Below are 15591 nucleotides of genomic sequence, written 5' to 3' on the forward strand. Positions count from 1 at the left end.
CAGACAACTCCCGGGGTATGCACCGGGACTGACCAGACGTCACCGAGGGGCGGCAGGACGTGAGCGAGGGGTATCAGGGCACCACCGGACCGGGCCGCCGGCCCGCCGGTGACACAGGAACAGCCTCTGACCACGCGGGAATTCCGTTCCTGGGGCACGTATTCCGGGTATCGGCATTTCGGCGGGACGATCCGCACGCGCGGCGTGCGGTCCCGGACGGACGGATTCGACACGCGTGACGGAGCACCCCACCTCCTTCGAGCGCCCGAGCGGCGCCGACCCCGCAGACCCCCGCGGGGCGCTCCTGCACACCTCGACGCCGTCCAGGCCGTCCGGTGGAGCCGGCTTACCGGCACAGGCACGCACCGGCGAGCCGCCGGGTACGAGCACGTCCCGCGCCAAGGGGAAGGACCCGGCAGGTACCCCTGTGAAGCCCGACACCGCAGGTGGCTCCGAGCACTCCCAGCCCTCGGCCGCCGAACCCGACGCCCACCGCCCGCGCCCCGCACCCGACGGCATCCCGGCCCAGCCGGGCGGCGCGGAGATCTCCGACGCCGCCGCCAAGGAGCGCCGTACGGGACAGGGGCTGCCGCCCGCCGGTCCCATGCCGATGCGGCGGGACGGGGACCGGCTGCGCTTCGTGGGCGCCGCGACCCGGCGGATCGCCCGCGGCATCGACCTCGACGAGATCGTCATGGGGCTGTGCCGGGCGACCGTGCCGACGTTCTCGGACGCGATCCTGGTCTATCTCCGCGACCCGCTGCCCGTGGGCGACGAGCGGCCCACGGGTCCCGTCGTGCTGCGGCTGCGCCGTACCGACCGCATCCCGGAGGAGCGGGACACGGAGAACGGCTTCATGCCCGCGATACAGCCGGAGCAGCCCTCCGAACTGTCCGCGGTCACCGCGGAGTTGTGCGAGGTACGGCCCGGCGGTGCGTTGAACGAGGTGCTGCGGGGCGTACGTCCCGTCTTCGCCGACTCTCCCGCCGCGCGCGCCGCGCTGCCGGAACTCCTCGGCGAGGGCGGCGAGTTGATCGTCCCCGCCGGTCAGCGCGCGATCCTCGCGCCGCTGCGCGGCCGGCGCCGGGTGATCGGCGCCGCGCTCTTCCTGCGCCGCCCCGAGCGCATGGCGTTCGAGGCCGACGACCTCCTGGTCGCCGCCCAACTCGCCACGCACAGCGCCCTGGGCATCGACAAGGCGGTGCTCTACGGCCGTGAGGCGTACATCGCCGACGAGCTCCAGCGCACCATGCTCCCCGAGACCCTCCCGCGCCCCACGGGCGTACGGCTGGCGTCCCGGTACCTCCCGGCCGCGGAGACGGCCCGCGTCGGCGGTGACTGGTACGACGCGATCCCGCTGCCCGGCAGCCGGGTCGCCCTGGTCGTCGGCGACGTCATGGGCCACTCCATGACCTCGGCCGCGATCATGGGCCAACTCCGCACCACCGCACAGACGTTGGCCGGTCTCGACCTGCCCCCGCAGGAGGTCCTGCACCACCTCGACGAACAGGCCCAGCGGCTGGGCACCGACCGCATGGCGACCTGCCTCTACGCGGTCTACGACCCGGTCTCGCACCGCATCACCATCGCCAACGCGGGACACCCGCCGCCGGTGCTGCTGCACCTGGGCGGCCGGGCCGAGGTCCTGCGGGTGCCGCCCGGCGCCCCGATCGGTGTCGGCGGCGTCGACTTCGAGGCCGTGGAGCTGGACGCCCCTGCGGGAGCGACTCTGCTCCTCTACACGGACGGGCTCGTCGAGTCGCGGCTGCGGGACGTCTGGACCGGGATAGAGCAGCTGCGCGAGAAGCTCGCCGCGGTCGCGCAGCTCACCGGACCCGATCACCCGCCGCCCCTGGAAGCCCTGTGCGACGAGGTGCTCGACATGCTCGGCCCGGGCGACCGGGACGACGACATCGCGCTGCTCGCCGCACGCTTCGACGGGATCGCGCCCAGCGACGTGGCGTACTGGTTCCTCGACCCGGAGGACTCGGCCCCCGGCCAGGCCCGCCGGCTGGCCCGGCGCGCGCTGGCCCGCTGGGGCATGGAGGACATGAGCGACTCCGTGGAACTGCTGGTCAGCGAGGTCGTGACGAACGCCGTACGGTACGCGTCCCGGCCGGTCACGCTACGGCTGCTGCGGACCGACGTGCTGCGCTGCGAGGTCGGCGACGACGTGCCCCAGCTGCCGCGGCTGCGGCAGGCGCGGGCCACGGACGAGGGCGGACGCGGGCTGTATCTGGTCAACAGACTGGCCCGTCGGTGGGGAGCCACCCGGCTCAGCACCGGGAAGGTGGTCTGGTTCGAACTGAACCGGAATTAGACATCGTCCAAAAGTTGCCGACATACCGGCGTCGGAGTTGACTGCTGGGGTACGCGAAGCGAAAGCGACCTACTTTCTTCCGAACAGGAGGACGCTCGTGACGCAGGCACCCCAGCACACTCCGTACACCACGAACAACGTCGGCATCCCGGTGGAGAGCGACGAACACTCGCTCACCGTCGGACCCGACGGCCCGATCCTGCTCCAGGACCACTACCTCATCGAGAAGATGGCCCAGTTCAACCGGGAACGGGTCCCCGAGCGGGTGGTGCACGCCAAGGGCAGCGGCGCGTACGGCTTCTTCGAAGTCACCAACGACGTCAGCCAGTTCACCAGGGCCGACCTCTTCCAGCCGGGCAAGCGCACCGAGATGCTGGCCCGGTTCTCCACCGTCGCCGGTGAGCAGGGCTCGCCCGACACCTGGCGCGACCCCCGTGGCTTCGCCCTCAAGTTCTATACAGAGCATGGCAATTACGACATGGTGGGCAACAACACCCCGGTCTTCTTCGTCCGGGACACCATCAAGTTCCAGGACTTCATCCGCTCGCAGAAGCGCCACCCGGCGACCGGGCTGCGCAGCAACGACATGCAGTGGGACTTCTGGACCCTCTCCCCCGAGTCGGCACACCAGGTGACCTGGCTGATGGGCGACCGGGGCATCCCGAAGACGTACCGCCACATGAACGGCTACAGCTCCCACACCTACATGTGGATCAACGGCGCCGGTGAGCGGTTCTGGGTGAAGTACCACTTCAAGACCGACCAGGGCATCGAGTACCTCACCCAGGCCGAGGCCGACGAGCTGGCCGGGTCCGACGGCGACAAGCACCGCCGGGACCTGCACGAGTCGATCGAGTCCGGGAACGCGCCGAGCTGGACCCTGAAGGTCCAGATCATGCCGTTCGAGGACGCGGCGGACTACCGCTTCAACCCCTTCGACCTGACGAAGGTCTGGCCGCACGGGGACTACCCGCTGATCGACGTCGGCCGCATGACCCTGAACCGCAACCCCGAGGACTACTTCGTCCACATCGAGCAGGCCGCCTTCGAACCGTCGAACCTGGTGCCGGGCATCGGCCCCTCGCCGGACAAGATGCTGCTGGGCCGGCTGTTCTCGTACCCGGACACCCACCGGTACCGGATCGGCCCCAACTACGCCCAGCTGCCGCCCAATCGGCCGCACTCCCCGGTCAACTCGTACGCCAAGGACGGCCCGATGCGGTACGAGGCGTCCAGCGCGGCACGGCCGTACGCCCCGAACTCCTACGGCGGCCCCGCGGCCGACTACGGGCAGTTCGGCGACCCGGCCAGCTGGCAGACCGCCGGTGAACTGGTCCGCGAGGCAACGAAGTCGCACCGCGAGGACGACGACTGGGGCCAGGCGGGCACGATGGTCCGCGAGGTCCTCGACGACGCGGCCCGCGACCGGCTCGTCTCGAACATCACCGGTCACCTGAAGGCGGACGTCTCCCGCTCGGTCCTCGACCGCGCCCTGCGCTACTGGCAGAACGTGGACAAGGAACTCGGCGACCGGATCGCCGCGAACTTCGAGTAGCGGTACGGGAGTTCACCCAGCGGTACGAGAGAGGGCGCCCGGCGAAGTGCCAGGCGCCCTCTCTCTGCGTGTGACCTGACTACTGGTCGAGCTGGTCGAACGGGTTGTCCGTGTCGTCGTCGCTCGGTGTCGTCGGCGAACTGATCGTCGGCGTCGGGGTGGGTGTCGGGGTCGGCGTGGGGGTCGGCGTCGGGGTGGGTGACTCCGTCGTCGGGGTCGGCGACGGGCTCTTCGTCGTCGGCGTCGCGGACGGCGTCGCCGACGGGGTCGGGGTCGCCGTCGGCGTGAAGTCCGGCTCGACGGCCGCGCCCTGGTCCGTGTCCAGGTCGAACTTGCCGTTCGCCTTGGTCACTCCGAACATGTACGTCGCCCAGATCTGCGCCGGGTAGCCACCACCGTTGATACGGCCGCCGCCCGCGGTGATCAGACCGGTCGCGCCGGTCAGCGGGACCTGGGCGCCACTGCCGGCCTTCTCGCCGAACAGGCCCACCGAGGTGACCAGGTCGGGCGTGTAGCCGGTGAACCAGGCCGACTTGTTGTTGTCGGACGTACCCGTCTTGCCCGCGACCTGCTGCCCGTCGCGCTTGCTGTTCTCGGCCACCGACACCTTCGCCGTACCGTCGTCGACCACACCGGTCAGCACCGAGGACACCGTGTCGGCGGCCTCGCGCGGGATGACCTGCGAGCCGATCGGGTTCGGCATGGTGACCGTGCGCGTGTTGTGCGCGACCGACTTGATGAGCGCCGGGGTGACCTTCTTGCCGTGGTTGTCGAAGGTGGCGTAGACGCCGGCCATCTCCATCGGGCTCGCGCCCATGGTGCCGAGGGTCTGTGCGGGTACGGCCTTCAAGTCGCCGGTGTCCATGCCCAGTTCGCCCGCGGTCTTCATGACCTTGTCCATGCCGACGTCGACACCGAGCTGCGCGAAGACCGCGTTGATCGACTTGTTCATCGCCGTCTGGACGGTGACCTTGCCGTAGTCCTGGTCGTCCTCGTTCTCCGGCGCGAACGCGATGTCGCTGCCCACGACCGGGCGCTTGCTGGTGCCGTCGTAGAGCGTGTTGGTCGTGATCGTCTTGCCGGACTGCGTCTTGGCCTCGTCGGCCAGGGCCGCGGCCAGGATCACCGGCTTGAAGGTGGAGGCGGGCTGGTAGTCGGTGCGGGTCGCGTTGTTCGTGAAGTGCTTCAGATAGTCCACGCCGCCGTACATCGCCACGACCGCGCCCGTCTTCGGGTTCACGGACACCGCACCGGGCTGGACGTTCCCGTCGACCTTGCGCTTCTTGGCGTTGAGCTTGCTGGTCAGCTGGGACTTGACCGACTTCTCCAGCTGGGCCTGCTTCTTCTTGTCGATGTTGAGCGTGATCGTCCAGCCGCCCGCGCTGACCAGCGTCTCGGCGTCCTTGGTGTTGGCGGCCTGCCCCGAGGCGATCAGCTGGTTCTCCAGGGCCTCGTTGGCGGCGGTCACCATGTAGCCGGTCTGGCCCGCCATGCCGGCCTCGGCCTTGGGTGCCTTGGGGACCGCGAACTTCATGTCCTCACGCTTGGTGGAACTCAGCCAGTCCTGCTCGACCATGTTGTCCAGGACGTAGTTCCAGCGCGCCTCCACCAGCTTCTTGCCGGTGTCGCTCGCGATCGCCCAGTCGTACTGGTTCGGCGCCTGGAGGAGCGCGGCGAGATAGGCGCCCTGCTCGACCGAGAGGTCCTTGGCGTCGACGCGGTAGTAGGCCTGGGCGGCGGCCTGGATGCCGTAGGCGCCACGGCCGTAGTAACTGGTGTTGATGTACCCGGCGAGGATGTAGTCCTTGGACTTCTCGCGGTCCAGCTTCAGCGAGATGACCATTTCCTTCAGCTTGCGCGTGACGGTCTGGTCCTGCGTCAGGTAGAAGTTCTTGACGTACTGCTGGGTGATCGTCGAACCGCCCTGCGCGCCCTTGCCGGACAGCGTGTTCAGCAGTCCGCGGGCGGTGCCCTTGAGGTCGACGCCGGCGTCGCTGTAGAAGGTCTTGTTCTCGGCGGCGACGAAGGTCTCCTGAACAGGCTTGGGCACCTGCGAGAGGTCGACGTTCTCGCGGTTCACATCGCCCTTGCGGGTCAGGATCGAGCCGTCGCTGTACTTGTAGACGTTGCTCTGGAGCTTCGCGTCGGCGTTGCCCGCGGGGATGCTGATCATCATGTAGAGCACGATGAACGCGCCGATACCGAGCAGGCAGAGGCCGAGGAACGTACCGAGGATCTTCTTCCAGGTGAAGAGCCTGCGTATGAAGCTCTTGCCGTCCTTGGCGCTCTTGCCTTCCGCGGCTCCCGTGGCGCCCGTGGCGCCCGTGCCGTCCGCCCCTGACGAGCGGCGGGTCTTGGGCGCAGCGCGGTGGCCACCGCGTTGGCGCGCTCGTCTCTCTTCCGCTCGTCCCATGAGTCCGTTTCGCTCCGCTTCGCTCTCTTGTGCTCTGGTGTCACACAGGTTCACCCGTCAAGTCAGCTCAGAAAGCTAACACCAGGAGTTGTGACAAAGGGCTGTCGATCCGGTCCATTACGGACGTGACAATCAGCACCCGTCCTTATGGAACCGACGTACGAGCGGGGTTGAAGGTTGCCGTACCCGGGTAAAGTGATATCACTTTGATTAAACCAAGCTACGGGGGAACGCCATGACCACCGAAGTACCCGCAGACGTGCCCAACATGCCTGCCCCGCGCGTGCGGGAGTTCACCGCGCACAGCATCGGCGGCGGGCTCGCGCTCGTCCTCGGTCTGGCCGGGCTGCTCGTCTCCGCCGGGCTGCTGGTCACAGCCGGTGCGGTCGACGCGGGCGGCGCCAAGGCCGCGCTGATCATCGGCGGCATCCTCGTCCTGCTCGCCGCGTTCATCGCGATGCGCGGGCTGAACACGGTCGCACCGGGCGAGGCGCGGGTCGTGCAGCTCTTCGGGCGGTACCGGGGGACGATCCGGCAGGACGGGCTGCGCTGGGTGAACCCGTTCACCTCGCGCACCAAGATCTCGACCCGCGTCCGCAACCACGAGACCCCGGCCCTCAAGGTCAACGACGCCTACGGCAACCCGATCGAGCTCGCCGCGGTCGTCGTCTGGAAGGTCCGCGACACCGCGCAGGCCACCTTCGAGGTCGACGACTACACCGAGTTCGTCGCCACCCAGACCGAGACGGCCGTACGGCACATCGCCATCGAGTATCCCTACGACGCCCACGACGAGGGCGGGCTCTCGCTGCGCGGCAACGCCGAGGAGATCACCGAGAAGCTCGCCGTCGAACTGAGCGCGCGTGTCGAGGCGGCCGGCGTCCAGATCATCGAGTCCCGCTTCACGCATCTCGCGTACGCGCCCGAGATCGCCTCGGCGATGCTCCAGCGGCAGCAGGCCGGTGCGGTCGTCGCGGCCCGGCGGCAGATCGTGGACGGGGCGGTGGGCATGGTCGAGGCCGCGCTGGCCCGGATCACCGAGCAGGACATCGTGGAGCTGGACAACGAACGGAAGGCGGCGATGGTGTCCAACCTGTTGGTCGTGCTCTGCGGGGACCGGGCGCCGCAGCCCGTGCTGAACACGGGCACCCTGTACCAGTGACCGAACCTTCCGAGGCCTCCGAGGCGAAGCGTCAGCCGCAGCAGCGCAAGCAGGTGCTGCTGCGGCTGGACCCGTCCGTGTACGAGGCGATCGCGCGGTGGGCCGGGGACGAACTGCGGTCCGCCAACGCGCAGATCGAGTTCCTGCTGCGCAGGGCGCTGGCGGAGGCGGGGCGGTTGCCCGGTGAGGCCGGACCGCTGCCTCGTCGTGGCCGCCCACCAGCGCCACCTCAATGACAGAACCGTGACAATCGGCTCCCACCTGCACGGCAGTACCGCCCGCCATGATCTACACACCGTGCGTATACACGCCAGGTATACCCCGTGTGTAGAGTGCTCGGCATGTCCATCGGTCACACCCTTCTGGGGCTCCTGGAGTCCGGCCCGCGTCACGGTTACGACCTGAAGCGGGCCTTCGACGAGAAGTTCGGTCACGACCGGCCGCTGCACTACGGCCAGGTCTACTCGACGATGTCCCGACTGCTGAAGAACGGTCTCGTCGAGGTCGACGGCATCGAGGCCGGCGGCGGTCCCGAGCGCAAGCGGTACGCGATCACCGACGCCGGGGTCACCGACGTACAGAAGTGGCTCGCGACGCCGGAGAAGCCCGAGCCGTATCTGCAGTCGGCCCTCTACACCAAGGTCGTCCTCGCGCTGCTCACCCACCGGAACGCGGCCGAGATCCTCGACGTGCAGCGCTCCGAGCATCTGCGCAGCATGCGCATCCTGACCGACCGCAAGCGCAAGGGCGATCTCGCGGACCAGCTGATCTGCGACCACGCCCTCTTCCATCTGGAGGCCGACCTGCGGTGGCTGGAGCTCACCGCCGCGCGCCTCGACAAACTCGCCGAGGTGGTTGCCAAGTGACGACACATCCCGCCGGTTCCCTGCTCGCGGCCCATGAGCTGCGCAAGGCCTACGGTCCGACGACCGCGCTGGACGGCGCGGAGTTCTCCATCCATCCCGGTGAGGTCGTCGCCGTGATGGGGCCCTCCGGGTCGGGGAAGTCCACGCTGCTGCACTGTCTCGCCGGGATCGTGCCGCCCGACTCGGGCTCGATCACGTACAACGGGCAGGAGATGGCGACCATGAGCGACGCCGAGCGCAGCGCGCTGCGCCGCTCGGAGTTCGGGTTCGTGTTCCAGTTCGGGCAGTTGGTGCCGGAGCTGACGTGCGTCGAGAACGTCGCCCTGCCGCTGCGGCTGAACGGCACGCACCGCAAGGAGGCCGAGCGGGCCGCGCTGAACTGGATGCAGCGGCTGGAGGTCGACGACCTCGCGAAGAAGCGGCCCGGTGAGGTCTCCGGCGGGCAGGGGCAGCGCGTCGCCGTGGCCCGCTCGCTGGTCACCAGCCCGCGGGTGCTGTTCGCCGACGAGCCGACCGGCGCGCTCGATTCGCTCAACGGCGAGCGCGTGATGGAGCTGCTGACCGAGGCGGCCCGGTCCACCAACGCGGCCGTCGTGCTGGTCACGCACGAGGCACGGGTGGCCGCCTACTCGGACCGCGAGATCGTCGTACGGGACGGCAAGTCCAGGGACATGGAGCGCATCGTATGAACCTGCGTCAGTGGGGGGCCGATCTGGCCATGGGGGTGCGGTTCGCCTTCGGCGGCGGGCGTGAGGGCTGGGTACGGGCCGTACTGACGGCCGTCGGCGTCGGGCTCGGGGTGGCGCTGCTGCTGCTCACCACGGCGCTGCCGAACGCGCTGTCCGAACGGGACGCGCGCGGCAACGCCCGGATGGACTTCACGTACAGCGGGAAGCGGTTGGCGAAGGCGGACAACACCGTCATCGTCGCCGACACGGACACCACGTTCCGCAGCAGGGACGTCCGCGGCCGGCTGCTGGAGCCCGAGGGCGCCGAGGCGCCGCTGCCGCCGGGAGTCGCGAAGTTCCCCGCGCCGGACGAGATGGTCGTCTCCCCCGCGCTGGACAAGCTGCTGAAGTCGGACTCCGGGAAGCTGCTGCGCGAGCGCCTGCCCTACCAGATCTCCGGCACCATCGCGGACCAAGGGCTCATCGGGCCCGCCGAACTCGCCTACTACGCGGGCGGGAAGGGACTGGAAGGGCGTCAGTCCGGGGGCACCGTCGAGCGCATCGACTACTACGGGCCCTCCCCGGGCAGCCAGCCGGACAAGCTGGACCCGGTGCTGCTCCTGCTGATCCTGATCGTCTTCGTCGTACTGCTGCTGCCGGTCGCCGTGTTCATCGCCGCGGCCGTGCGCTTCGGCGGCGAGCGCCGGGACCGGCGGCTCGCGGCGCTGCGTCTGGTCGGTGCGGACGGGCGGATGGCGCGCCGGATCGCGGGCGGCGAGGCGCTCGCGGGGGCGCTCCTCGGGCTCGTCTTCGGCACCGGATTCTTCCTGGCCGGGCGGCAGTTGGCGTCCCTGCTGGATGTGCGGGACATCAGCCTGTACCCCAGCGACCTCAACCCGTCGCCCGCGCTCGCCCTGCTCGTCGCCGTCGCCGTACCGGCCGCGGCCGTGCTGGTGACGCTGTTGGCGCTGCGCGGGGTCGTCATCGAACCGCTCGGTGTGGTCCGCAAGGCGAAGCCGCCGCGACGCCGGCTGTGGTGGCGGCTGCTGCTGCCGCTGGCCGGCCTCGCGATGCTCTACCCGATGACCGGCAAGGGCGACTCCAACGGCAACTTCAACCAGTGGCTGGTGATCGGCGGCACGGTCCTGCTGCTCGTCGGTGTCACCGCGCTGCTGCCCTGGGTCGTCGAGGCCACCGTGGCCCGGCTGAACTCCGGCTCGGTGTCCTGGCAACTCGCCGTCCGCAGGCTCCAGTTGAGCAGCGGTGCGGCCGCCCGGATGGTCAACGGCATCGCCGTCGCGGTGGCCGGGGCGATCGCCCTGCAGATGCTGTTCTCCGGCGTCCAGGGCAGCTACACCAAAGCGACCGGCAACGATCTGAACCGGGCCCAGATGGAGGTCTCCATCGACAGCGGCACCTCGCTGGCCGACGCCGACCGGAACATCGCGGGGACCAAGGGCGTGAGCCGTACGTCGGCCATCTCGCAGACCACGGTCGGCGACCGGGCGAAGAACCCGAACGACGAGCTGGGAGTGGCCGTCGGCAGCTGTGCCCAACTGCGTGAGGTGGCCCGCCTGACGGCCTGCCGCGACGGTGACGTCTTCCGGATCACCAGCAGCGACAGCGGGACCGCCGCCATGACGAAGCGGCTGTCCAGGGCCGGCGGAACGGTGTACTTCGACCCGTCGTACGACGAGATGCCGAGCGCTCCGGGTGCCTGGAAGGTACCGGCCGGAGTGAAGACGGCTACGCCTCGCGAGGACCCGACCGGCTACGCCCGTGACGGGCTGCTGATCACCTCGGGCGCGCTGCCCGCGAACGGGATGAAGGGCCTGGAGCAGAAGGTGTTCGTCTCGCTCGACGAGTCGGTGCCGGACGCGAGCGACTACGTACGGAACACCGTCGCGACGATGGACCCGCTGGCGGACGTGTTCACCCTGGCGAGCAACGACGTGTCGCCGCAGTTCCGTTCGATCCGCACCGGGCTGTTCGTCGGTGCCACCTGTGTGCTGCTCCTCATCGGGGCGAGCCTGCTGGTGTCGCAGCTGGAGCAGTTGCGGGAGCGTAAGAAGCTGCTGTCGTCGCTGGTCGCCTTCGGCACCCGACGGCGCACGCTGAGCCTGTCGGTGCTGTGGCAGACGGCGATCCCGATCGGGCTCGGCCTGGTGCTGGCCACGGTGGTGGGGCTGACGCTGGGCGCGGTGCTGCTGAAGATGAGCGCCACAGCGGTGCGCATCGACTGGGCCAGTGTGCTGGCGATGTCCGGCATCGGCGCGGGGGTGGTCCTGGCGGTGACCCTGCTGAGCCTGCCGCCGCTGCTGCGGATGATGCGGCCGGACGGGCTGCGCACGGAGTAGGGCCTGTCCCCGCCCCGTCCGCGACCCGTCCGCCCGCCCGGCGTCAGAGTCCGTACTCCCGCACCACGCGCCGGACTTGGGCGAACAGCATGCCCACGTTCACGGACTTGCGGCAGACGACCACGGCGACGACGTCCTGTTGCTCGGTCATCCGGACGAACAGATGGGTGAGGTTCTCGCTGTTGACGAGGATCTCCTGGAAGTAGTGGTGGTCACTGGTGATCCCGCGACGCTCCTTGAAGACGTCCTCGATCATCGCGACCGTCCGGCCCTGGAACAGGTCGAGGGTCGCACCCGCCAGCAGGTCGAGGACCTCTGGCGGGTGGTTGTCGATGGTCTCGTACGACAGCAGCATGCCGGTGGACATGTCGACCACACCCGAGGCCACACAGTCGGGGGCATCGGTGCGGAGGGTTTTGACCAGGCCCATCACCTGGTCGGAGAATCCTGGGGTCATACGTTTCGTCGCCATCCCTTCACACTCCTTCTGACGCCTTCTCAGTGAGGATCGACTCGATGCGGTCGAGCGTCGGCCGGGCCGCGAGGTGCAGCCGGTCCACGTCCATCCCCTCGTCGCCGAGCACCACCATCAGCGCGGTGTCGCCGACGGCGTAGGTCGCGGCGCAGCCGTGACTGCCGTACGTCACCGTCTGGCGCAGCGTGCCGCGGTCGGTGGCCGCGGCGGTGCGCCGGGCCAGGCCCAGGCCGGCCGCGGCCAGCGCGGCGAGGGCCTCCGGGTCGATCGTGTCGGCGGTGTCGGCCGCGATGAGCAGTCCGTCGGCCGCCGTGAGCGCGGTGTCGGTGATGCCGGTCACCTGTTCCCGCAAGGTGCGCATTTCCAATGTCAGGGCTTTGTGATCCACTTACTCAACTCCCCTAAAACTGATCGCATTTCGTCCGTCGTGTTCATTTCGGGGTTCCGTTCCGCAGCCGGAAGAACCCTTTCCAACCCGCCCCGCTCTTTTCGGGGACGAGAGTTTCGGTGATGCCGCTGGCGCCCGGATTCCGCCGGGGCAGAGTGGTGGGAGCGGTGAACTGCGGTGGCGCGGGCGCCGGTTGACGACGGCGTACGGCGGGCGCCTCGGGCGGCAGCCGGACCGCGATCGGCACGGGTGCGTCCGCGCACTCCAGCAGCCCCTCGGCGAGCATCCGGGCGACCTCGGCGGTGACGGTGTAGACCGCGCGCCCGGTACGGAACGCGAGATCGCGGGCGGTACGGCGGCCGTCGACCTGGCCGAGCAACTCCCGTTGCAGCAGCCCGAGTCCGGCCTCGTCCAGGACATGCGCCGGGGGTCGCGGACGTTCCCGGTCGGGGCGTACGGGATACGGCAGCGCGGCGATCGCGGCGGCTTTCCGGGCCGCGTCCTGGAGCAGCCGGGCCGACGGCTCGCCGAGCGAGACCGGGGCGAACGGCCTCTCGTCCGGGGCGAGTTCGCAGTCGTCGACGTCTCCGGCGACGACCGCGAAGGCCGCGTCGTGGAGGGCCAGCACACACACGATCCGCAACTGGGCGGCGCCCGCGTACCCGTGGGCGACCAGCCCGTCCAGCGGCCAGCGCGTGCCGCCCGACTCCCGTACCAGATCGGCCCATTGCTCCCCGCCGATCCGGCCGGAGCGCAGCAGCAGCGCCTCGGGGCCGGGAGCGCCGGGACTCTCCACGGCGACGACGAGTCCGCGGCGCAGATGGAAGGTGCCGCCGGGTCTGCCCGACACCCGCAGTCCCCCGGTGAACTCCTCGCGCCCACAGGTCGCGAGAGCCCGCGCGAGCAGGTCGTGACCGGCCCGGCCGAGGGAATCCCGAATGCCCGACATCACTCCCCTAGGCTTTTCGTACACGCAACTGACGTGTAGCGCTGAGGGGTGAAGGTGTATCAGTCCGCGCGCATATTCCGGACGGGTTCTTCCTACCTGCCTGCGGGTGACGGAAGTTGAGAACTCCCGCCGTTCGATTTCCTTTGTCCGACGCTCATTTGACCGAACGGGGACGGGTCAGTGGCCGGTCGGCGCGGGCCGGTCGCCACCGCCCAACACCCGTACCGGCAGAGGTCGTAGCGCCTCCCGGAGGGCGGCGGCGAGTTCCTGGTACTCGGCGCGGCGGGCCGCGCCGGTGCGCATCGCGAGGGCGATCCGGCGGGTCGGGGCGGGCTCGGTGAAGTACCCGGTGAGGAGTCGGTCGCTGCGGGTCGTCTCGACGCGCACGGCGGTACGCGGCAGCAGCGTGACCCCGAGCCCGCCGGCGACCAGCTGCACCAGCGTGGACAGTCCCGCCGCGGTCGTGGTCACCGGAGCGTCCGCCCGCCCCGCCTCCCGGCAGATGTCGAGCGCCTGGTCGCGCAGACAGTGCCCCTCGTCGAGCAGCAGCAGGTTCAGCTCGCGCAGCGCCTCACGCGGGATGCCGGACCGGCCGCCGAGGGGATGGCCGAGCGGGGTGACGAGCACGAAGTCCTCGTCGAACAGCGGCAGTTCGACCACGCCCGGCACCCCCAGCGGCACGGCGAGCAGCAGCAGGTCGAGGCGCCCGGTGGTCAGCCCCTCCAACAGGTTCGCGGTCTGCTCCTCGTGCACCTGGAGGTCGAGGTCCGGGTACCGGTCGTGCACCAGCAGCAGCACGGTCGGCAGCAGATACGGCGCGACGGTCGGGATGACCCCGAGCCGCAGCGCCCCGGTGAACGGCGCCCGCACCGCCTCCGCCTCCTCCAGCAGCGCCACGACCTCCTCCAGCACCGCCTTCGCCCGCACGGCGAGCCGCTCACCGGCGGGCGAGAGGAGCACCTTGCGGGTCGTGCGCTCCAGGAGGGTGACCCCGAGGGTCTCCTCCAGCGCGGCGACGGCACCGGAGAGGGCGGGCTGGCTCATCCCGATCGCGGCGGCGGCGTCCCGGAAGTGGAGGTGCTCGGCGACCGCGGAGAAGGCGCGCAGCTGCGCGAGGCTGGGCTGGCGCCTCTTACTTGTATTACTTACGGTCACTGATAACCGCCTCCGATCAACACGACCCAGTGTAGCTATTTCCACAATCAATGCACGTTGTGCCAGGATCAGGGCCGACCAACCCACGAGAAGCACCCATTCCGCTTGAGTGTTTCTCCGCTGCAAGGAGAGCCCGTGCTCACTGTCGGTGACAAGTTCCCGTCGTTCGATCTGACCGCCTGTGTCTCGCTGGAGAAGGGCCAGGAGTTCCAGCAGATCGACCACAAGACCTACGAGGGCAAGTGGAAGATCGTCTTCGCGTGGCCCAAGGACTTCACCTTCGTGTGCCCCACCGAGATCGCCGCCTTCGGCAAGCTGAACGACGAGTTCGCCGACCGTGACGCCCAGGTGCTCGGCTTCTCCGGCGACTCCGAGTTCGTCCACCACGCCTGGCGCAAGGACCACGACGACCTGCGCGACCTGCCGTTCCCGATGCTGGCCGACTCCAAGCACGAGCTGATGCGCGACCTCGGCATCGAGGGCGAGGACGGCTTCGCCAAGCGCGCGGTGTTCATCGTGGACCAGAACAACGAGATCCAGTTCTCCATGGTGACCGCGGGCTCGGTCGGCCGTAACCCGAAGGAGGTCCTCCGGGTCCTCGACGCGCTCCAGACCGACGAGCTCTGCCCGTGCAACTGGACCAAGGGCGACGACACGCTCGACGCGGGCGCGCTGCTGGCCGGGAAGTGACCTGAGATGTCACTGGACGCCCTGAAGTCCGCCATACCGGACTACGCCAAGGACCTGAAGCTCAACCTCGGTTCGGTCATCGGCAACTCCGACCTGCCGGCGCAGCAGCTGTGGGGCACGGTCCTCGCCACGGCGATCGCGTCCCGATCGCCGCTCGTACTGCGGGAGTTGGCGCCCGAGGCGAAGGCCAACCTGTCGCCGGAGGCGTACGGCGCGGCCAAGTCCGCCGCCGCGATCATGGCGATGAACAACGTCTTCTACCGGACGCGTCATCTCCTGTCCGACCACGAGTACGGCACCCTGCGCGCGGGCCTGCGGATGAACGTCATCGGCAACCCCGGGGTCGACAAGGTCGACTTCGAGTTGTGGTCGTTCGCCGTGTCGGCCATCAACGGGTGCGGGATGTGTCTCGACTCGCACGAGCAGGTGCTGCGCAAGGCGGGCGTCGAACGGGACGTGATCCAGGAGGCGTTCAAGATCGCGTCCGTGGTTCAGGCGGTGGGGGTCACGTTGGAGGCGGAAGCGGTTCTGGCCACCGTGTGACTTCGGCTGCCCGTCCGTCTCGCCGGCCCCTGTTTCCCGCTCACCCACCC

The 15591-nt window shown here is 69.5% G+C and carries 14 protein-coding genes; 9 read left to right on the forward strand and 5 right to left on the reverse strand.

The genetic code is table 11. The features are described from left to right. Positions 1–235: 235 nt before the first annotated feature. A complete protein-coding gene (locus OG714_RS19390) occupies positions 236–2320 on the forward strand; it encodes a SpoIIE family protein phosphatase (RefSeq protein WP_406122593.1) in 2085 nt (694 codons plus the stop codon). A gap of 97 nt (positions 2321–2417) precedes the next feature. Beyond that, the gene (locus OG714_RS19395; RefSeq protein WP_406122595.1) at positions 2418–3875 is read left to right on the forward strand and encodes a catalase; all 1458 of its coding nucleotides are present in this window, start codon (positions 2418–2420) and stop codon (positions 3873–3875) included. A gap of 79 nt (positions 3876–3954) precedes the next feature. Here OG714_RS19395 and OG714_RS19400 read toward each other — a convergent pair whose 3' ends face one another. Further along, positions 3955–6288, reverse strand: a complete 2334-nt coding sequence (locus OG714_RS19400) for a transglycosylase domain-containing protein (RefSeq protein ID WP_406122597.1) — start codon at positions 6286–6288, stop codon at positions 3955–3957. A gap of 235 nt (positions 6289–6523) precedes the next feature. On the opposite strand from OG714_RS19400, the gene OG714_RS19405 reads away from it, so the two are divergent. The 5 genes from OG714_RS19405 (at position 6524) to OG714_RS19425 (ending at position 11341) form a co-directional block, all read left to right on the forward strand. After that, positions 6524–7450, forward strand: coding sequence for an SPFH domain-containing protein (locus tag OG714_RS19405; protein WP_406122599.1), 927 nt, complete (start codon positions 6524–6526; stop codon positions 7448–7450). Further along, positions 7447–7686 (forward strand): hypothetical protein, encoded by a 240-nt coding sequence (locus tag OG714_RS19410; protein WP_406122601.1) that lies wholly within the window; start codon positions 7447–7449, stop codon positions 7684–7686. Before OG714_RS19405 ends, OG714_RS19410 begins: the two co-directional genes overlap by 4 nt. A 105-nt stretch (positions 7687–7791) precedes the next feature. Further along, entirely contained in the window at positions 7792–8316 is a 525-nt protein-coding gene (locus tag OG714_RS19415) for a PadR family transcriptional regulator (protein WP_366431369.1), read from the forward strand. Beyond that, positions 8313–9005 carry an ABC transporter ATP-binding protein gene (locus OG714_RS19420; protein WP_406122603.1) on the forward strand — a complete coding sequence of 231 codons (693 nt, stop codon included), beginning with the start codon at positions 8313–8315 and terminating at the stop codon, positions 9003–9005. Before OG714_RS19415 ends, OG714_RS19420 begins: the two co-directional genes overlap by 4 nt. Then, positions 9002–11341: an ABC transporter permease gene (locus OG714_RS19425; protein WP_406122605.1), complete on the forward strand. Its 2340-nt coding sequence runs from the start codon at positions 9002–9004 to the stop codon at positions 11339–11341. Before OG714_RS19420 ends, OG714_RS19425 begins: the two co-directional genes overlap by 4 nt. A gap of 43 nt (positions 11342–11384) precedes the next feature. Here the strand turns inward: OG714_RS19425 and OG714_RS19430 are convergent, their stop codons facing one another. The 4 genes from OG714_RS19430 to OG714_RS19445 all read right to left on the reverse strand — a co-directional run bounded on the left by OG714_RS19430 (position 11385) and on the right by OG714_RS19445 (position 14308). Further along, positions 11385–11813, reverse strand: coding sequence for a hypothetical protein (locus tag OG714_RS19430; RefSeq protein ID WP_026150674.1), 429 nt, complete (start codon positions 11811–11813; stop codon positions 11385–11387). A gap of 4 nt (positions 11814–11817) precedes the next feature. Beyond that, positions 11818–12177, reverse strand: coding sequence for a roadblock/LC7 domain-containing protein (locus OG714_RS19435; RefSeq protein WP_019058494.1), 360 nt, complete (start codon positions 12175–12177; stop codon positions 11818–11820). 70 nt (positions 12178–12247) lie between these two features. Further along, complete coding sequence (locus OG714_RS19440) at positions 12248–13153, reverse strand: MarR family transcriptional regulator (protein WP_406122606.1); 906 nt, start codon at positions 13151–13153, stop codon at positions 12248–12250. 177 nt (positions 13154–13330) lie between these two features. Further along, a complete protein-coding gene (locus OG714_RS19445; RefSeq protein WP_406122608.1) occupies positions 13331–14308 on the reverse strand; it encodes a LysR substrate-binding domain-containing protein in 978 nt (325 codons plus the stop codon). Positions 14309–14443: 135 nt separating this feature from the next. Here OG714_RS19445 and OG714_RS19450 point away from each other — a divergent pair, with 135 nt between their 5' ends. Together OG714_RS19450 and OG714_RS19455 are read left to right on the forward strand one after the other, a co-directional pair. Further along, positions 14444–14998 (forward strand): peroxiredoxin, encoded by a 555-nt coding sequence (locus tag OG714_RS19450; RefSeq protein ID WP_019058497.1) that lies wholly within the window; start codon positions 14444–14446, stop codon positions 14996–14998. 6 nt (positions 14999–15004) lie between these two features. Beyond that, a complete protein-coding gene (locus OG714_RS19455; RefSeq protein ID WP_406122610.1) occupies positions 15005–15541 on the forward strand; it encodes an alkyl hydroperoxide reductase in 537 nt (178 codons plus the stop codon). Positions 15542–15591: the final 50 nt, after the last annotated feature.

Source organism: Streptomyces sp. NBC_00989 (assembly GCF_045162655.1).
GTDB lineage: Bacteria > Actinomycetota > Actinomycetes > Streptomycetales > Streptomycetaceae > Streptomyces.